This is a genomic window from Kitasatospora sp. NPDC056446 (genome assembly GCF_042796115.1).
GTDB lineage: Bacteria > Actinomycetota > Actinomycetes > Streptomycetales > Streptomycetaceae > Kitasatospora.
The window spans coordinates 1-18,152 of the sequence record NZ_JBHTRF010000018.1 but is presented as its reverse complement, the minus strand read 5'-3'; the positions used below and the strand labels follow the sequence as shown (position 1 = coordinate 18,152).

Here is an 18,152-nt window from a genome sequence, read left to right as displayed (position 1 = left end):
GGATGCCGGAAAGCATGCCAATCGGTGTGTATCGGCGGCAGGTCGAGGCGACGGGCGCCGTGCTGACCTGGTGGATTCCGGGCGGGTTCGGCTATGTCGTCAAGTGCTCTCCTTGCGACTTCCTGACGCGAGCGCGGCGCCGAAACGTGACTGTTGCCACATGCCGTCGACCGGTGCGCCGGTAGCGCCTCCGGCAGAAGTGTGCGGCGCGGTGCCGGGAAAGCGGGAGAGGCGGGTTCCGTTTTCCTCGCCGTCGGTTCCGGTGGCTTGAAATCAGGGGGGCTGGCGTGAAATCCGTTCATTGGCAGTGGTGGTGGCCGTCCGGGGGCTTCCGGGTGGTTTGTCATTCGCGGACGCGGCATCGTTCATCGGAGGTCGTGTACGCCGAGTCACCGTTGATGGCGCCACGGTGGCGCTTCGGTGAAGAATTCGGGGTCGTACGGAGGAAACTCCCGCCGCCATACGGTGGACGCATTCGCCTCGATTCCGGGACGGACGGCGGTGAGGGGACGGGAGACTTCCCGATCGGACGGCGAGTCCGTGCGGCGAGAGCCGGACGCCCCGCAATCGACACCGTTCCCGGCGCGTCCATGCTCGCCGCGGGGCCGGGCTGCTACGCGGGGGGCTCCAACGCGCCGCGTGCGGCGAGGAGTTCGCGGAGGCGCTCGTGCGGGAGCGCGGGGGAGCGGTGGCCGTCGCGGCCGATCGTCTCCTCGGCGGTGACCAGGGCGTTCAGCACCGCTTCCTCGACGGCCTGGACCACGGCCTCGTAGAAGGGGTCGATCCGGCCCCAGGGGATGAACCGCAGGGTGTCGTAGTCGGCGTCGCCGGGTTCGCCCTGGGGGAAGGAGCTGCCCAGGGCGCCCGGGTTGGCGGTGGAGAAGGCGAGGAAGATGTCGCCGGAGAAGTGGCCCCCGCTGGTGCCGGTCCGGCCCAGGCCCAGTGGCACCCGGCGGGCCAGGGCCTTGCACTGGCCGGGCAGCAGTGGCGCGTCGGTGCCGACCACGACGATCACCGAGCCGGCCCCGCCGGGGGCGAACCAGTCGCTGTCCTCCATCGGGTTGTCGGCCGACAGCTCCCGCCCCACCGGTACGCCGCCGACCACGAGTTCGCGCCGGTCGCCGAAGTTGGCCTGGACGAAGGCGCCGACGGTGTAGTCGGCGGAGCCGTAGTGGACGATCCGGCTGGCGGTGCCGGAACCGCCCTTGAAGCCGTAGCAGTTCATCCCGGTGCCGCCGCCGACGCAGCCCTCCTCGACCGGCCCGGCCGCCGCCGACTCGATCGCCGCGATCGCGTGCTCGGCACGGACGTGCGGTCCGTTGATGTCGTTGAGGTAGCCGTCCCAGGTCTCGGCGACCACCGGCAGCAGCCACTGCCGGGCCAGGTCGGGCCGGTTGGCGGCGGTCCAGTCGACGACCCCCCGGTGCACGGTGCCGACGGCGTGGGTGTTGGTCACCATGACCGGGCCGTTGAGCGCGCCGGTCTCCTCGATCCAGGTCGTCCCGGTCATCTCGCCGTTGCCGTTCAGCGAGTACCAGCCGGCCGCGCAGGGCGTGCCCACGCCCTCGCGTCCGCGCGGGAGCAACGCGGTGACGCCGGTGCGGACTTGCTCGCCCTCGACGAGCGTGGTGTAGCCGATCTGCACGCCGGGGACGTCGGTGAGGGCGTTGGCGGGTCCGGGAGTGCCGTCCAGGACCAGGCCGAGCGCGCGGGCCCGGGGCCGTCCGGACGGGGTGGAGAGCGTGGTCATGTGTTTCCTTCCTGGCGGGAGCGGGAGCGGGAGCGGGAGCGGGAGGGACGGGAGGTAGGGGAGGGGAGCGGGAGCGTGGGAGGTCAGTCGCGCGGGCGCGCGGCCGGGCCGTCCGCCACCCGGTCGGGGCGCAGCTCCGGGCAGCCGGTCGCCGTGCGGGCGTAGCCGAGCAGCAGGTCCAGTGAGCGCTCGGGTGTCAGCGAGGCGTTGCGCGAGATGATGTGGAGGCCGTAGCCGTCCTCCAGGACGACCAGGTTGGCGGCGAGGTCGAGGGCCGGTGCGGTGGGCCGGAAGTGTCCCTGGGCCCGGCCGATCTCCAGGATGCTCGCGTAGAGGGCGACCTGACGGTCGAACAGGCTTTGCGCGAGCGCGGAGTAGACCGGGTTGTCGTGCGTGGCGGAGCTGAACTCGTACAGCACCAGCGCGAGTTCGTCGTCCGGGCCGTCCGGGAGGCCGAGCCGGGCGCAGGCCACCAGCTTGTCGCGGGCGTCCGGTAGTTCGGCCGCGACGGCGCTGCGGCCGGTGAAGAAGCGGTCGGCGGCGCGCTGGTAGACCTGCCGGAGCAGCTCGCCGAGATCGCTGAAGTAGTAGTTGACCGACCCCCGGGCGACGCCGGCGGCGTCCGCGATGTCGGCGACGCGCAGCTGTGAAAGGCCGCGCCGTCCGACGGCCTCGGTGGCGGCGAGCACCAGCTGCTCGCGGCGGGCCGTCTGGTTCTTTGCTCGGGCCATCCCATTCCTTGTCACTGGTGTCGGATCATGTCATAGCTCTTGACGAGGAACTATCCCAGAACTTTGACTTCTGTGCCAAAGAACTCCGACGAAGTTTCGTTGACTCGGAAGGAGCACGATGGCCGATCCCTGTGCCACCGACCCCGCCACCGCCGACCCGGGCTCCCCACCCGCCGGCTATGCCCAGGACCTCTCCCGCTCGCTCAGCCTGCGCGAGAACATGCTGATCACCCTCTCCTCGGTGACCCCGGCCTCCAGCGTGTTCATCGTGATGCCGGCGGTGATCCAGGGCCTCGGCGGGGCGGCGGCCGTGGCCTTCGCCCTCGCGGCGGCGGTCGGCGTGCTGATGGCCCTCTGCTACGCGGAACTGTCCAGCGCCTTCCCGATCACCGGGGGCGAGTACGCCTTCGCGGCGCGCACCCTCGGCCGGTCCACCGGGTTCGCGCTGTTCGCGCTCAGCCTGCTCGGCGGGGTGCTGGTCACCGCCGTCATCGCCCTCGGCACCGGCGGCTACCTGGGCGTGGTCTGGAGCGCGCTGGACGGCAAGGGGGCCGGGCTGGCGGTGATCGCGCTCGCCTCGCTGGTCGCGGTGCTCGACATCCGCACCAACGCCTGGGTCACCGGGTTCTTCCTGCTCCTGGAGCTGGCGGCGGTCGCGGTGCTGGCCGTGCTCGGCTTCGTCCACGTCGACCAGCCGGTCTCGGTGCTGTGGACCCCGCAGGCGCTCGGCGGCGCCGGCGGCGACGTGCTGGTCGGGGCGTCCTGGGGCCTGGTCGCCTCGTTCACGGCGACCGCGATCTTCGCCTACAACGGCTACGGCACCGCCGTGTACTTCGCGGAGGAGACCAGGAAGGCGTCCTCGATCGGCCGGGTGGTGCTCTGGTCGCTGGGGATCACCGTCGCCGCCGAGTGCCTGCCACTGGTCGGGGTGCTGCTCGGCACACCGAGCATGAGCGGACTGATGTCGGCGGCCTCACCGATGAGCTACTTCCTGCTGGCGCGGGCCGGCTCCACCGTCAACACCGTGGTCAGCCTGGGCATCGCCGTCGCCGTCGTCAACGCGGTCATCGCGATCATGCTGCAGAGCGGACGGCTGCTCTACTCCTCGGCCCGCGACCGGGCCTGGCCCGACATCGTCGGCACCCGGCTCGCCTCCGTCCACCCCCGGCTGCGCACGCCCCTCACGGCGACCCTGACCATGGGCCTGGCCACCCTGCTGGTCGGCTGGCTCGTCTCGCTCGACACGCTGATCCTGGCCACCGGCTCGACCCTGGTCGTCGTCTACGTCCTGGTCGCGCTGTCGGCGCTGCTCGGCCGGATCAGGGGGACCACCGCCACGGCCCCCTACCGGATGCGCGGATGGCCGTACGTGCCGCTGGGCGTCGTGGCGATCATGCTCTACGTCGGGTACGAGTCGGTACGGGCCGACTGGCGCCCGATCGCCATCGCCGTCGGGATGCCGGCCCTCGGCTACGCCTACTACTACGCCTACCTCCACCCCCGCCGCGCCGACCGCTGGACCATGCCCGACCCGGTCCGCGAGGAGGAGGACGAGCGCCCGACCCGCTGAGGCCCGGGGCCGGCTCCGCTCGGCGCCTTGCGCTTCGGCGGACGCCGCGGACCGCCCGGCCCCGGGGCCGGGCGGTCCTGTGGTCAGCCCTTTCCGGCGAGGTTCTTCTCCAGCGCGGCGGGGTAGTTGGGCAGGTGGTGGTCCTTGATCGCGTCCGTCTCGGGAGCGAACATGTCCTGGCTGAAGCCCTTGGCCCGGTCCTTCAGCCCGGCGAGGAGCGGCATGGTCTCGTGGAGCTTCCCGTCCGCGTCGAAGTAGCGGAGCGCGTCGACGTGGGTGAAGACCGGCTCGGGCGGAAGCTGGGGGACGATGTCGTTGTTGTTGACGAAGCGGTAACAGCGGTTCCTGAAGGCCGCGTTGTGGGCGCCGGCGAGGAGGCGTTCACAGGTGCGGGGCTGGCCGAAGGTGTAGACGCCGTCGGGGAGTCGGCGGGGCTCCTCGAAGTACCAGCGGGCGCCGGCCAGCATCGCGAGGGCGCCGCCGAGGCTGTGGCCGGTGAACCAGACGGTCTGTCCGTCGGTGCGCAGTTCCTGGATGGTGTCGCGGATCTGCGGGTAGACGGACTGCAGGGCCCGGTGGAAGCCGTAGTGGACGAATCCCTTGTCCGCCGGTCCGGGGACGGGCGGGGTGTTGACGTCGGTGAGCCAGTCGTAGATCTTCAGGACCTCGGTGCCGCGGAAGCCGGTGACGATCATGCGGTCGCTGGCCATGGTGTAGGCCTGGGTGTCCTCGATCGGGAACGGCATCCGGTGCGTCGACTCGTAGTGGCGGACCTCGTCGAACCCCCAGGCGTGGGCCTTGTCCTCGATACCGGCGTGGTCCAGCGTGGCCAGTCCGGCGGCCTGCGCCATCCAGTAGGCGTGGGGAAGGGAGTAGCGGGTCGTCGAGTGGTCCAGGGCGGGGATGGCCATCGGTGTCCTTCGGAGAGCGTCAGCGGTTCGTCCAGCAACGTAGTGCCGCATGCGAACGGCCGGTAGCCGAAGGGGCCGAAGATCACCTGGACGGGCGCCGACCGCGCCGACAGCCCCGGCGGCCCCGGCAGCCGTATTGGCACGGGGCCGGCACGGGACTGCCGGGACCTTCATGACGTCACCGGGTCCGGGGCGGTCAGCAGCTCAGGTTGTTGCCCGGCACGGTGCCGAGGAGCTGGGTGAAGCGCTGGTAGGCGTCGATCCGGCTCTGCACCTGCGCGGGGTTGCCGCCGTTGCACTCCAGCGAGCCGTTGATGCTGCGGATGGTCTCGCCGAAGCCGTAGCCGTTGACGATCGCGTTGTGCGGGGTCATGGTGCCCGGCCCGTTCTGGGTGTTCCAGTACCAGAGCGCGGTCTTCCAGGCGACGGCCGGGTCGGTCTGCACCAGGCCGGGGTTGTGCAGCAGGTCGATGCCGAGGGCGTCGCCGGCGGCCTTGTAGTTGAAGTTCCAGCTCAGCTGGATGGGGCCGCGCCCGTAGTACGCGGCCTGCCCGGCCGGGCAGCCGTACGGTTGCGAAGTGTCGCAGTAGTGGGGGTAGTTGGCGGTGTTCTGCTCGACGACGTAGACCAGTGCGCCGGTCTCGTGGTTGACGTTGGCGAGGAAGGCCGCGGCCTCCTGCTTGCGGACGGTGTCGCTGCCGGTGGCCGCGAAGGCCGGGTAGGCGGCGAGGGCGTCGATCAGGCCCTGGTAGGTGTAGAAGGGGTTCCGGTTCGGGAACATCTGGTCGAACTGGGCCTGGCTGACCGGGAATCCGCCGGGGTTCGGCGTGCTGGTGGACGTCGGCGTGACGGTCGGGGTCGGGGTCGTCGTCGGGCCGGTGCCGCACCCGCCCTGGTCGGACCAGACGCCCGAACCGCCGGTGCTGGGCGGCTCGTTCTGGGTCCACCACTTGGCGAGCCAGTTGTGGCCGTTGTAGGAGACGGCGGCGCCGCCGGTGTAGACGGCCGAGGAGTTCCAGGGCGCGGAGCAGACGGCGGCGCTGGCGTTGGCCGCGGGCAGCAGCAGGACCACCGCCAGTGCCGTGAGAACGGCGGAGAGCAGTGCGAGCAGGCGTTTCGTGGACACTTGATCACCCCTTGTGCGGTGTGGGGCCGCACGGTCGTGGAGGAAGGGACGTCGGGGCAGGGGAGCCGGGCCCCGCCGGGTGGGGGCACGTCGTGGGGGACGGGCCGACCGGGGTGCGGGCCGGTGCGGGGCTGCCCCAGACTCAAGCGGAGTGGTCTATACCTGTCAAGGGGTTCCGGCGAAGACGCGCCCTGCGGAAGGGTCATGGAACCCGAAGGGGCACCACCGGCGGGGGCGGGGGCGGGGGCGGGGGCAGGGGCAGGCGCAGGGGCGGCCGGGGGCGGCTCCGGCTCGGGGGAGGGGGCGCGTTCGAGGCCTGCGTGCCCCCGCACGCCGCACCGGACCACGACCGGAGCGCGCAGTGGCACGAGCACCTGGGTAGCGGGAAGTGGGTAGCGGCAAGTGGGTGCCGCGTGGCCACGGGAGGTTCCATGAGTGAGCAGCAGGCGCCGCCGATCTCGATCTTCTACCGTCGTGACGGCCTCGACCCGGGCCCGGCCCTGGGCGAGGCCCAGCGGGGGGACCCGGTCCGGCGGGTCCGGGACTTCTGGCTGCACCGGACCGGCGAGTACTGGCTCGTCACCCGGCACGCCGACGTGCGGCGCGTGCTGGCCGACCAGGAGACCTTCGCGATGTACGACCCGGAACGCGCTCCGGTCCTGCCGAACGAGCTCCTCAACATGGACCCGCCGGAGCACACGCGGCTGCGCCACGTCCTGACACCGGAGTTCACCGGGAAGCGGATCCGCTCACTGGAGCCGATGATCCGCGCCCGGGTGGCCGAGCTGATCGACGCCATGGAGTCCAGGGGCCGCACGGCGGACCTGATGGACGACTTCGCCCTGCCGCTGCCGCTCGGGGTGATCTGCGCGATGCTCGGCGTTCCCGACCCCGACCAGGGGGAGTTCCACCGCTGGTCCCGTACCACGCTGGACCTCGGACTCCCCATGGAGGAACGGCTCGCGGCCGGCCGGGAGTCGCACGCGTACATGGCCTCCCTGGTGGCGGAGAAACGGCGCAGCCCGGACGACGGGATGATCGGCATGCTCGTCCGGGAGCACGGCGGCGCGGTGTCGGACTCCGAACTGGTCGGTGTCGCCGAGTTGTTGCTGCTCGCCGGCCACGTCACGGTGTCCAACACGATCGGCCTGGGCGTGCTCGCCCTGCTGTCGCACCCGGAGCAGGCCGCCCGGCTGCGCGCTGCCACCGAGGCCGATCCGGTGGTCGACACCGCCGTCGAGGAACTGCTGCGGTACCTGTCCGTGTCCAGCACCGCGCTGGCCCGGACCGCGCGGTGTGACACGGAGGTCGGCGGCGTGCCGATCAAGGCCGGTGACCAGGTCGTCTGCCAACTGCCGGTGGCCAACCGCGATCCGGTGCTCGGCGCCGGGATGGACCGCCTCGACATCGAGCGCAAACCCGTGTCGCACGTGGCCTTCGGGCACGGCCCGCACCACTGCCTCGGCGCGCCACTGGCCCGTACCGAACTGCGGATCGCCGTGCCCGCGCTGCTGCGCCGCCTGCCCGGTCTCGCGCTCGCGTGCCCCGCCGAGGACGTGCCCTACCGCGTCAACAACGAGGTCTACGGTCTCCACGCGCTGCCGGTCACCTGGTGACCGGTGGCGTCGGCCCGGCGCCCCCGGTCACCTCCTCCCGTACCTCCCGTACTTCCCGCACCTTCGGGACGTCCGCGGCGAGGCTGCCCCACGCCATCCACTGCTCGGGGTGTTCGGCCACCCAGCGTTCGTAGCAGGCGCCGAACCCGTGCAGCGCCCGGTCGGGGTCACCGGGCAGGCGGGAGCTCGCCGCCAGGGCCACCCGCCCGTCCGCGCCGGGAGCGGCGACCGCCCTGACGTCGAAGGACCTCCTCAGGGCAAGGGAGAGCAGTCCGGTCGGGACGGTCAGGTGACCGTCGAGGAAGGGCAGGTGCCGTGTCTGCCGGGTGCCCGGGTAGCACGTGTCGATGTTGGTCAGCATGATGCCGTCCGAGTCGAGCCACCGCCGGATGTCGGCGGCGCCGAGCGTCGTCAGGACCAGGGGTCTGCCCAGCTTCAGCCGCTCGCGGTACATGTCGAGCACCAGCGGGTTCCGGTCGTGGACGACCGGATACGCGGGCCGGCCGGTCGCCTCCTCGACGATCATCGGCAGCAGGAGCGCGTAGCCGAGTTGCATGCCCATGAGCAGCCGCACCGAGTCCCCGAGGGCGCGCGCCTCCCGTACGGCCTCGGACCAGTCGGCGATCGCGGGCGGTCCGACCCGCATGAAGTCGTGGAGCTGGAGGAAGTACCCGGCCATCCAGCTGACCATCGCCGTGATCGGGTCGGACGGACCGCGCCACCGTGCGACGTACGTGGCGCCGTGACGGTGCAGGAAGAGCTTGACGTCGTCCCCGATGGCGTCGACCAGCAGTCGGAGGACGTGCAGGTGGCGTTCCGCCGCGCCTGCCGCGGGTGGCGGGTGTTCGGCGAGCGCCCGCAGCACGGCGAGGTCCCAGTTGGAGCCCTCCACGCGGATGGTCATCGGGGCGGGGCCGCCGCGGCCGCCAGCGCTGCGCCGGCCCGCTGCTTGGCGAGGTCGTGGTACCGGCGCAGCCGCGATCCGGGCAGGGAGACGTCAGCCAGGATGCGGGGGAAGAGCGCGAGCCTGGTCGAGCACTCAAGGTCGTCGATCGAGAACAGCGAGCCGTTGTTGATCATGGCCCGCGCCGGGCAGGTGCCCGCGCACTGGTGCAGCCACGGGCACGACGCACAGGGCGCTTCGCTGAGCAGCCAGCGTTCGCGGGCGCGCAGCGCACGGGCGGACTCGGAGGCACGGCTGCGGGCGGTCAGGCTGTCCGCCGGCGCTCGGTGCTCCTCGACGTTCTGGGCGTGCTCGGCGTTCTCAGCGTCCTCGACCAGCTCGACCTGCTCACCTCTCCCGACTCTCCCGCCTCGCTCTCCTCTGCCGGTGGCGGAGCCGATGACCGGCAGTACGGTCCGACCGGTCGGTGGGAGCACCGCGTCCCCCGGCAGAAGCCGGAACGCGGGGTGGTAGCTGGAGTCACACGCCCGTACCGAGCCCACGGCGTCGAGCACGAGGAGGTCGTTGGACGCCCCGCACGGCATCTTCATGCACATGTTGGGGCGTTCCAGGGAGAGGAAGGGCTCGATCAGCTGTACGAGATTGGTGAGGTAGGGATGCTCCGACTCCCCGTCCAGCACGGCTTCGAGGCGATCGGACAGGAACTCGACGAAGGCCTCGCGGAACTGCGCCGTCTCCGGTGTCCCGCTCGCCCGGCCCTCGGCGTCGGCGGGGAGGAGCTTCCAGGTGAGCACGCCCAGGTTCTTGAAGAAGCGCCAGGTGGCGTGCAGTTGGCGGAGATCGGTGGCGGTTCCGATGACACTGATGTAGCCGACCTCGTGACGCATGAAGTCCGGGAAGCGGCGGAAGTTCTCGGCGATCCGGTCGAACGTGCCCCGGCCGCCGTGGTCGACACGGTCCCGGTCGTGGATCTCCCTGGGCCCGTCGAGGGAGACCCCGACCGAGAAGCGGTGCGTGCGCAGGAAATCGACCACGGGCTCGGTGAAGTGCAGCCCGTTGGTCTGGATGGTGAAGCTCACCGTCGCCCCGACGTCGGCGGCGGCCCGGTCGGCGAAGTCGACGAGCTCACGGATCTGCGCGAACCGCAGCAGGGGTTCTCCGCCGTGGAACATCAGCATCAGGCGCCGGCCCGGGCGCAGGCACTCCTTGATGAGCCGCCGGGCGAGCCCGGAGTCCATGCGCCCGGGCCAGCGCTGCGCGTCGTAGTCGTAGCAGTAGTTGCAGGCCATGTCGCACGCGCCGGTGAGCTTGAGGAGCAGCGCCGTCGGCGGCTCCGACGGGTCTCCGTCGCGAGGCATCGGCACCGCGCGCAGGCCGGTGCGACCGCCGATGAACAGGAGGCCGTTGTCGTACAGTGCCCGCACCGTGTCGGCGACGTCCGCGAACCCGCTCCAGGCCGTCAGGTCGGCGACGTCGGTGCCGTCGAGCGCATCGAGCAGGGCGTCGACGGACGCAGGGCACCGCAGCCATCCGGGCCGGCCGTCCGGCACGATGAGGATGTCGCCGTCTCCCGTCGGGATGCGGTGATGGCGGGCGACCTGGACCAGGTCGTCACCGTCCACCTCGGCCCAGTCGGGAAGCGGTGCGATGCTGTACTTCATTCGGCTGCTCCTCGCCAACAATCACGCGAACTGACGGACCGGATCACGGGGTTCAGCAGCAGGTGGCCTTGGTCCAGGAGACGCCGGCGTTGACCTGGGCGACGGATTTCACGTCGAACCGGCCGAACTGGTCGAGGTTGAAGCCGGTTTCCGCCAGGTAGCTGTGGACCTCCGGGCTCACGCGTGACGTGAACGGGACGTTCGGCCCACCGAGGCGCTTCACGTTGTGCGCCGCGATCTCCGTCAGGTTCACGCCGTGCGCTCGCAGGTACGCCCGGGCCGGCTCGGCCAACTGGCAGTCACCGAACAGGGCTTCGACGATATCGGCGACGAGGCCGGGGGAGTCCGATGCCTCCTGGTAGACGACGCGCGGCAGTTTGAGCTTGATCTCCAGGGCGTCCGACGGGGGCGTCCGACTGTCGCCGTAGGTGTCGTACGTGAATCCGACCTGAACGGTCCCGCCCGAGGTCAGCTCGATGCCATGGCGCCTGCAGACCTCGGCGACGGCGTCGCTCGGGATGAACTCCAGCGCCCCGGGCGACGGGCACACCCCGATCTGCGGCTTCTGCGACAGCAGTGCGAGGTGGTTGAAGTCCACGCCGACGGCTGCCAGGGGCTCCCGCAGCTCGGGACGCACCCGGTCGAATCCGAAGAGGAACTGCCCGAGGGCCTGTTCGAACGTGGAGCGCTGGTCATCGGGAATGCTCACCGGCACGAATACGATGATCTGGATGACATTGGTCGCCTCGGCGCCCGTCGTGGTCATGTCCTTGCCTTCCTGAGTGGGTTTCCGCGTGGGTTTCCGAGTGGGTTTCCGTATGGGGTTCCTGTCCCGCGGACAGGTCGAACAGCGCTGACACCACGTCCTCGACGGGAGGCGCCATGCCGTCGGGGGAGCCCAGCACGCGGATGCCGGCCTGGCGCAGGCGCCGCACGTTCTGCTGGACCAGGTGGTTGGCCCACATGCGCGGGTGCATCGAGGGCACCATCAGCGTGGGGGTGCCGGTCGCGCAGAGCAGGGTGGTGGACGCCAGGTCGGTGGCCATGCCCGCCGCGGCGCGTGCGAGGAAGCCGGCCGAGGCCGGGTACACGAGCAGCCGACTCGCGACGTCGGTGAGCCAGACGTGGAGCGGTTCGAGCGAGGGGGCGGTGGTCTCCTCCCCCAGGACGGGGCAGCGCCCCAGGTGCCGCACCGCGGCCGGCCTCACGAACCGCCCGGCTGCCTCGGTGAGGATCACGACGAGCGGTCCGGGCCGGGTCCTGCCGAGTTCGTACGCCAGTCCGCCCAGGTTCGCCGCCGCCACCGATCCGGTGCCGATGACCACGGTCAGGCCCTCCTGCCGGGCCCGTTCGGCGAAGGCGGGGTCCAGGCCCGGTGCGTACTCACCCATGCCGGCCAGTAGATACCGACGGGAGGCACACCTGCACCCGAGCCGTGCCATTCGAAGGCGAAGGATCACCTGAACGGCCACGTTTGAGTCGTCATCCGCTGCCGCCCGGCGGCCTGGCTTCGATCCGGCCCGATCCGGCCTGGTCGGGCCCGATCCGGATCCCGACCCCGCTCGGTCCGGTGATCCGGGCGTGGGCCCGGGAGGTCTCCCCTCCACCGGTCGGACCTGTTAACTTAGGCAAGCCTAACCATCTGATCGACCTGACGACACGACCGGGGGACCCCCATGACCGATCAGCCGACCCGTAAGACGCCGCGCGTCCGCGAGACGCGGGTTCTGCGCACCGAGCGGATCACGCCGCACATGGTGCGCCTGGTCCTCGGCGGCGAGGGTCTGCGGGACTTCGATGCCACGGAGTTCACCGACCACTACGTCAAGGTGCTCTTCGCGCCCACGGCCGTGGAGTACCCGGAGCCGTTCGACCTGGCACGGATCCGCGAGGAGTACCCGCGTGAGCAGTGGCCGGTCACCCGGACCTACACCGTGCGGGCCTGGGACCAGGCGCTGCGCGAACTGACCGTCGACTTCGTCGTGCACGGCGACGAGGGCCTGGCCGGGCCGTGGGCCGCCCGGGCGGAGCCGGGCGAGACGGTGCGCATCCTGGGCCCCGGCGGCGGCTACGCCCCGGAGGCGGACGCCGACTGGCACCTGCTCGTCGGCGACGAGAGCGCGCTGCCCGCGATCGCGGCGGCCCTGGAGCGGATGCCGTCCGGTGCCGTGGTGCACGCCTTCGTCGAGGTCGCCGACGCGTCGGAGGAGCAGAAGATCGTCTCGCCCGCCGCCGTCGAGCTCACCTGGCTGCACCGGGGCGAGCGCCCGGTGGGCGAGGCCCTCGTCGAGGCGGTGCGCGCGCTGGAGTTCCCCGCCGGCACGGTGTCGGCCTTCGTCCACGGCGAGGCCGGCTTCGTCAAGGAACTGCGCCGCCAACTGCGCGTGGAGCACGCCGTCCCGCGCGAGCGCCTGTCCGTCTCGGGCTACTGGCGGTTCGGCCAGAACGACGACGCCTGGCGGGCGACCAAGCGCGAGTGGAACGCCCAGGTGGAAGCCGAACAGGAGCAGACCAACTGACCCCGCATCCGGCATGCGGTGGCGGTCGGCGGGCCGCCGGCGCACGCGGACCCGGGGGTCGTCCCCCCGCCCCGGTCCGGGCGAGGGGGTGTCAGAGGGCTCGGATTTCGGGTCTGGTCAGGGCGTAGGTGAATGCGCCGACCAGGCACAGGCCGGTGGTGGCGAAGACTGCCTGGCTGCCGAAGGCGTCCACGGCTGCGCCGGCCGCGATCACCGAGAGGGGGAAGACGGCCAGGCCGCAGAAGGTGATGGCGGCCATGACGCGGGCCAGCAGGGTGGGCGGGGTGCTCTTCTGGACGCCGGTGACGACGAGGACGTTGGTCACCGTGCTGGCGGCGCCGGCGAGGAAGAGCAGTACGACGGCGCCGATGAGGCCGGTGAACGGCACCAGGCCGATCGCCGCGCCCATCACCAGGCCGGAGCGCATCGCGGTGCGGCCCCGCGAGCGGAGGTGGGTGAGGCCGGCCGCGAACAGGCCGCCGACCAGCGCACCGCCGGTGAACGCGGCCAGCAGCAGGCCCAGTCCGACGGCGCCGGCGGCGAAGCCGTGGGTGGCCAGGGTGGGCAGGGCGACCCGGGTGGCGCCGCCCACTGTCAGGTTGGCGATCACCGTCACCGTCAGCACCGCGCGCAGCAGGGGCGATTCCCGGAGCAGGGCACGGAAGTTCCTCGGTGCGGAGGCGCGTTCGGAGATCGGGCCGGCCGGTGCGACGGCGCTGCCGCGGCCGATCAGCAGCAGCGTCGCCGCCGACACGGCGAAGGTGGCCGTGTCCAGGGCCAGGGCGGCGGCCGGGTCCAGCCAGGCGACCAGCGGGCCGGCCAGCGCCGGGCCGAGCAGGCCGGCGCCGAAGTTGACCGTACTGTTCAGGGCGTTGCCCGCGTGCAGGTCCTCGGCGGGCAGCAGGGTCGGGGTGATCGCCCAGGCGGCCGGCAGGAACACCCCCGCTCCGATGCCGACCAGCAGCGCGAGCCCGCCGATCAGCCAGAAGTGCGCCGTCCCGCTCGCGGCGACCGCGCACAGTCCGGCGGTGGCGAGCAGGCGGCCGAGGTCGGCGGACAGCATCACCCGCCGGGCGCCGAAGCGGTCGGCGAGCATCCCGCCGAGCGGGGTGGCGGCCAGCCGTCCCGCGCCGTAGGCGGCGACCACCAGGCTCAGTTCGCGGGCGCCTCCGGCGAGGGAGTAGACCAGCAGCGGGAGGGCGACCACCTGGAACGCGTTGCCGAACTCGGAGGTGGCCTGCCCGATCACCAGCAGCCGGTAGCCGCGCGAGCGCAGGGGCGCCAGGCCGATCCTGGGGCGGAACCGCGCCGGCTTCGCGCTGCCGCCAGTGCCCGAGGTGCCGCCGGTGCCTGCGGTGCCGGAGGTGCCCGTCTCCGTGCCGCTAGCCATGGAGCGAGACCGGCAGCGACTCCAGGCCGCGCAGCATGATGGTGTTGCGCCAGGGCAGGGCCTCCTCGTCCGCGGCCAGTTCGATCCGCGCGAAGCGCTCCAGCAGGCCGGTCAGGGCGACCTCGCTCTCCAGCTTGCCGAGGAAGGAGCCGAGGCAGCGGTGCAGGCCCTGTCCGAAGGCGAGGTGGCCCGGGTCGCCCCGGTCCAGGATCAGCCGGTCGGGGTCGGTGAAGCGGGCGGGGTCGCGGTTGGCCGCGCCGAGCGAGAGCAGTACCAGTTCGTCCGCCGGGAGTTCCACATCGTCGACCGTCACGTCGGCGTTCGTGAAGCGGAGCGTGGCCATGCTCACCGGGGACTCGTAGCGCAGGAACTCGTCGATCGCGACCGGCATCGCCGCCGGGTTGGCGCGCAGCCAGGCGAGCTGGTCGGGGTGGTGGAGCAGCGCGAGGGTGGCGGTGCCGAGCAGGTTGACGGTGGTCTCGTGGCCGCCGATCAGCAGCAGGAAGACCATGGAGAACACCTCCTGTTCGGTGAGTTCGCCGGCGTCGCAGGCCTGCACCAGGTCGGTGAGGATGTCCGTGCTCGGAGCCGCCCGCCGGGCGGTCATCAACTCCCGTAGGTAGTCGTTCAGTTCGGCGGTGGCCTGGTCGAAGGTCATCTCGCCGCCCTGGGTGAGGATCGCCGTCGACCAGGTGCGGAAGGCCTGCATGTCCTCCGGGGGGAAGCCCAGCAGCTCGCAGATGACCATGATCGGCAGCGGGAAGGCGAAGTCCGTCACCAGATCGGCGGTCTCCCGCCCGCGCAGCCCGTCCAGCAGGCCGCCGGCGATGCGCTCGACCATCGGCCGCATCAGGTCGACCCGCCGCCGGGTGAAGACGCCCTGGATCAGGCGGCGCAGCCGGGTGTGGTCCGGCGGGTCGCTGTTGAGCATGTGGACGACCTCGGAACCGAGCGTCAGGCCGGAGCCCCGACCGCTCGCGATGGCCTGGCTCCGGCGGACGTCCTGCCCGAAGCGCGGGTCCATCAGCGCGGCCCGGACGTCCTGGTAGCGCGTCACCAGGTAGACCGGCAGGCCCTCGCCGAACTCCACGACGGAGACCGCGCCGGCCTCGCGGATCCGGGCGAGCGTGGGGTAGGGGTCGCGGATGAAGGCGGACATCCGCGCGGCGGCGTCGTCGACCGCGGTGGTCATGGCTCTCTCCTCGGGCTCGGAACTCTCGCGGTTGCAGGGCTACGCGACCGGTGGCTACACCGTCAGCGACGGGAAGGGCCAGCGGCGTACCCGCATGGGCAGGAACCAGGCGCGGCCGGCCTGTTCGGCGATCAGGCCGGCCTCGGTGAAGTCCCGGCGGACCGCGTCCGGCAGCAGGCCGGCCTCGACGCCCTCGGCCAGCGCCTCCAGTTGGGCCAGGTGGCCCGGTTCGTCGATGGTGAACAGCTCCAGCGTCCCGAACCGGCGGTCGCGCACCTCGACGAAGCCGGGGCCGCGCCGGAAGACGCACTTGCTCGGGTAGTAGGTGGCGCGCCAGTCGGCGGCGAGGCCGTCCGGGCCGCCGGTCAACCGCTCGGGCGGGTACAGGTGGTGGAACCGGCGCCGCGCCGCGCAGCCGTCCGTGCAGACCGCCTGCCAGAGCACGGCCAGCCCCTGCCCGGTCGCCTCGCGCAGCAGCATCAGCGCCCGCGCGGACGCCGCCGGGGCGTCCGCGCAGAGCCGCACCGGCTCGGTCAGCCGCAGGCAGCGGACCCCGGCGCGGTGCAGTTCGGTGATCTCCGCCTCCGCCGTCCCGGGCAGGGTGCGGCGGCCGAGCGCGACGCCCGGCAGCTCCCGTACGGCGGGGTCGTAGTCGGACCACAGCTCGACCTCCGGGGCGGCCGCGTGCCAGGCGGCGGCACCGGTCCGTTCAGCCGACCGTGACGGCATCGGGCACCTCCTCAGTAAGGGCGACGGTTTCCGGGCCCACGCCGACGGTCTCCGGGCCCAGGCCGACGGTCGACGGGCCCCCGCCGGCGGTCTCCGGGTGCACGGCGGCGGGGCCGTGCCGGTGCCGCATCCGCATCAGCACCTGGTTGTCGGACTCGACGGCGACCTGGAGGTAGCTGTCCCCGTCGTGGAACAGCAGGCCCAGCGCGGTGAAGCGCTCCAGCACCGGTTCGACCGCCGCCGCGCCGCCGGGGGCCTTGGCGGCCAGCGCGGCCGTCGAGCGGGGCTGGGACAGCAGCCGGAAGACGGCGAGCTCCACCGGGTCGGTCAGCTCGACCGCCCGCCAGTCGTACCCGGGACGGGTGTTGACGAGCAGGATCCGGCCGCCCGCGTCCCGGTAGCTGAGCCGGCTGTCGGGGAACCGCGCGAGCCAGGTGTCCACCGCCTCGCTCAGCCGCTCCGCCAGGGCGCCGCCGATCCCGCGCGGCGGCGCGGTGAACACGTAGGCCAGCTCGGCAAGTTCGCTCTCCGGAAGGCGGTAGGTCGCCCGGTACTGGAAGGCCGGTTGGGTGATCGCGAAGCCCAGGTCAGGGCGGTCGAAGTACGGGCTGAACCGCTCGATCGCGATCCGCCCGGCCCCGGTCGGCGGGTCCAGGTGGTGCAGCACGGGCAGTTGGCGGATCACCGACTCGTAGTCGGCGGGCTGCTCACCGGGGAAGCCGTAGAGGTAGTTCCAGGTCACCGAGACCCCGGCGCTCTGCGCGTCCCGCAGCGCACGGACGTTCTGGCAGCCCGTCACCCCCTTGTCCATGATCCGCAGGACCCGGGTGCTCAGGCTCTCGATGCCGGGCTGCACCTGGGCCGCGCCCGAGTCGCCGAGGAGCTGGAACTGGTGGCGGCGCAGGTTGGCCTTGATCTCGAAGTGCAGCCGCAGGTCGACCGGGAGCTCGGCCAGCGACCTCAGGACGGTGTCGAAGTAGCCCATGTCCAGGATGTTGTCGACCACGTAGACGTCCAGCAGCTGGTGGCGCTCGGCGAGCGCGAGCAGCTCGGCGAGGAAGTCCGCGGGCGGCTTGGAGCGGAACTCCATCGAGGACCCGTTGAGCCCGCAGAAGGTGCAGTGGTGCTTCTCGCCCCACCAGCAGCCCCGGGAGCCTTCGAGGACCAGTTTGGGATCGACCCAGCCGGCCGCGACGGAGGCGTCGAGGCGCTCGAAGAAGCCGTCGTAGCGGGGCGCCACGATCGCCGCGGGCGGCAGCGGCCGTCTCGTCATCTCGTTGGCCACCGCTCTCCCGGTGTCGTCCCGCCAGCACAGCCCGGGGATCGCGGAGGGGTCGCCGCCCGCCAGGAGTGCCGGGAACGCGGCATCGCCCTCGCCGCGCACCACGTAGTCCAGGAACGGGAAGTTGCGGTGCAGTGCGGCACCCTGCGGGCCGTCGCAGTTCGCGCCGCCGAACACCGTGCGCACCTGCGGGCACCGCTGTTTGAGCAGCCGGGCGGCGGCGAGGCTCGCGGTGTTCTGCTGGAAGGTGGTGGTGAAGCCGACCAGGTCCGGCGGGTCGGCGGCGAGTTCCTCGACCAGTCGGGCGATGAACGCGGGGGCGATCGCGCGGGTGGCCCGGGTCAGGGCGATCTCCCGCTCGCTCGCGCCGTTGGCGGCCAGGTACTCGAAGTAGCTCGCGGAGCCGGTGTCGGCACCGTCGTCGGTGGCGCTGGAGCTGTCGCCGTCGTCGCCGTAGAGCGCGCCGGCGAACGCCCAGTCGCCCGCGCCCTGGAAGTAGGACTTCTCGGAGAAGTACTGGTAGTCGTCCACGCCGAAGCCCGCGGTCTCGGCGGCCCAGTCGACGAAGTCCAGGTTGGCGTACCGCACGTCGACCCGGTGGCCGGCCCGGGCGGCGGCGGTGTGCAGGATCCCGAGCGCCAGCGACGGAACGTCGATCGCGCCCCAGGGCATGTGCAGGAGGACGATACGCATGGTGGCCACTTCTGTCGGTCTCGGGCGGTCGGGTGGAGGTGGTGCCGCCCGCGGGCGCACCAGGGGCCCCGCGGGGGC

General features: G+C 72.1%; 15 protein-coding genes. 3 read left to right on the top strand and 12 right to left on the bottom strand.

What is annotated here, in order from left to right; genetic code table 11:
• Nucleotides 1–613: 613 nt before the first annotated feature.
• Together ACFQ6N_RS13765 and ACFQ6N_RS13760 are read right to left on the bottom strand one after the other, a co-directional pair.
• Nucleotides 614–1,750, bottom strand: coding sequence for a P1 family peptidase (locus ACFQ6N_RS13765; protein ID WP_380649069.1), 1,137 nt, complete (start codon nucleotides 1,748–1,750; stop codon nucleotides 614–616).
• Between the two features lie 83 nt (nucleotides 1,751–1,833).
• A complete protein-coding gene (locus tag ACFQ6N_RS13760) occupies nucleotides 1,834–2,481 on the bottom strand; it encodes a TetR/AcrR family transcriptional regulator (protein WP_380649068.1) in 648 nt (215 codons plus the stop codon).
• Between the two features lie 118 nt (nucleotides 2,482–2,599).
• On the opposite strand from ACFQ6N_RS13760, the gene ACFQ6N_RS13755 reads away from it, so the two are divergent.
• Nucleotides 2,600–4,051, top strand: a complete 1,452-nt coding sequence (locus tag ACFQ6N_RS13755; RefSeq protein WP_380649067.1) for an APC family permease — start codon at nucleotides 2,600–2,602, stop codon at nucleotides 4,049–4,051.
• A gap of 83 nt (nucleotides 4,052–4,134) precedes the next feature.
• On the opposite strand, the gene ACFQ6N_RS13750 is transcribed toward ACFQ6N_RS13755, so the two are convergent.
• Nucleotides 4,135–4,962, bottom strand: a complete 828-nt coding sequence (locus tag ACFQ6N_RS13750) for a lipase family protein (RefSeq protein ID WP_380649065.1) — start codon at nucleotides 4,960–4,962, stop codon at nucleotides 4,135–4,137.
• Between the two features lie 196 nt (nucleotides 4,963–5,158).
• Nucleotides 5,159–6,088 carry a glycoside hydrolase family 19 protein gene (locus tag ACFQ6N_RS13745; RefSeq protein WP_380649064.1) on the bottom strand — a complete coding sequence of 310 codons (930 nt, stop codon included), beginning with the start codon at nucleotides 6,086–6,088 and terminating at the stop codon, nucleotides 5,159–5,161.
• Between the two features lie 431 nt (nucleotides 6,089–6,519).
• On the opposite strand from ACFQ6N_RS13745, the gene ACFQ6N_RS13740 reads away from it, so the two are divergent.
• Nucleotides 6,520–7,704, top strand: coding sequence for a cytochrome P450 (locus tag ACFQ6N_RS13740; RefSeq protein ID WP_380649060.1), 1,185 nt, complete (start codon nucleotides 6,520–6,522; stop codon nucleotides 7,702–7,704).
• Here ACFQ6N_RS13740 and ACFQ6N_RS13735 read toward each other — a convergent pair.
• From ACFQ6N_RS13735 to ACFQ6N_RS13720, 4 genes are read right to left on the bottom strand one after another with little or no spacing between them, the layout of a single operon-like run.
• Nucleotides 7,694–8,608 carry a hypothetical protein gene (locus ACFQ6N_RS13735; RefSeq protein WP_380649058.1) on the bottom strand — a complete coding sequence of 305 codons (915 nt, stop codon included), beginning with the start codon at nucleotides 8,606–8,608 and terminating at the stop codon, nucleotides 7,694–7,696. The two genes, ACFQ6N_RS13740 and ACFQ6N_RS13735, sit on opposite strands and share 11 nt — an antisense overlap.
• The gene (locus tag ACFQ6N_RS13730; protein ID WP_380649057.1) at nucleotides 8,605–10,269 is read right to left on the bottom strand and encodes a radical SAM protein; all 1,665 of its coding nucleotides are present in this window, start codon (nucleotides 10,267–10,269) and stop codon (nucleotides 8,605–8,607) included. The genes ACFQ6N_RS13735 and ACFQ6N_RS13730 overlap by 4 nt, the downstream gene beginning before the upstream one ends.
• A 52-nt stretch (nucleotides 10,270–10,321) precedes the next feature.
• Nucleotides 10,322–11,035 carry a hypothetical protein gene (locus ACFQ6N_RS13725; protein ID WP_380649055.1) on the bottom strand — a complete coding sequence of 238 codons (714 nt, stop codon included), beginning with the start codon at nucleotides 11,033–11,035 and terminating at the stop codon, nucleotides 10,322–10,324.
• Nucleotides 10,962–11,660, bottom strand: a complete 699-nt coding sequence (locus tag ACFQ6N_RS13720) for a flavoprotein (RefSeq protein ID WP_380649054.1) — start codon at nucleotides 11,658–11,660, stop codon at nucleotides 10,962–10,964. Before ACFQ6N_RS13720 ends, ACFQ6N_RS13725 begins: the two co-directional genes overlap by 74 nt.
• A gap of 285 nt (nucleotides 11,661–11,945) precedes the next feature.
• Here ACFQ6N_RS13720 and ACFQ6N_RS13715 point away from each other — a divergent pair, with 285 nt between their 5' ends.
• On the top strand, nucleotides 11,946–12,788 hold the full coding sequence (locus ACFQ6N_RS13715; RefSeq protein ID WP_380649053.1) for a siderophore-interacting protein: 843 nt from the start codon (nucleotides 11,946–11,948) through the stop codon (nucleotides 12,786–12,788).
• A gap of 91 nt (nucleotides 12,789–12,879) precedes the next feature.
• Here ACFQ6N_RS13715 and ACFQ6N_RS13710 read toward each other — a convergent pair whose 3' ends face one another.
• The 4 genes from ACFQ6N_RS13710 to ACFQ6N_RS13695 are packed head-to-tail and all read right to left on the bottom strand — an operon-like array spanning nucleotide 12,880 to nucleotide 18,074.
• Entirely contained in the window at nucleotides 12,880–14,178 is a 1,299-nt protein-coding gene (locus tag ACFQ6N_RS13710; protein WP_380649052.1) for an MFS transporter, read from the bottom strand.
• Nucleotides 14,171–15,370, bottom strand: coding sequence for a cytochrome P450 (locus ACFQ6N_RS13705; RefSeq protein WP_380649051.1), 1,200 nt, complete (start codon nucleotides 15,368–15,370; stop codon nucleotides 14,171–14,173). The genes ACFQ6N_RS13710 and ACFQ6N_RS13705 overlap by 8 nt, the downstream gene beginning before the upstream one ends.
• 54 nt (nucleotides 15,371–15,424) lie before the next feature.
• The gene (locus tag ACFQ6N_RS13700) at nucleotides 15,425–16,099 is read right to left on the bottom strand and encodes a DUF5825 family protein (protein WP_380649050.1); all 675 of its coding nucleotides are present in this window, start codon (nucleotides 16,097–16,099) and stop codon (nucleotides 15,425–15,427) included.
• Nucleotides 16,080–18,074, bottom strand: a complete 1,995-nt coding sequence (locus ACFQ6N_RS13695; RefSeq protein ID WP_380649049.1) for a RiPP maturation radical SAM C-methyltransferase — start codon at nucleotides 18,072–18,074, stop codon at nucleotides 16,080–16,082. Before ACFQ6N_RS13695 ends, ACFQ6N_RS13700 begins: the two co-directional genes overlap by 20 nt.
• Nucleotides 18,075–18,152 lie beyond the last annotated feature (78 nt).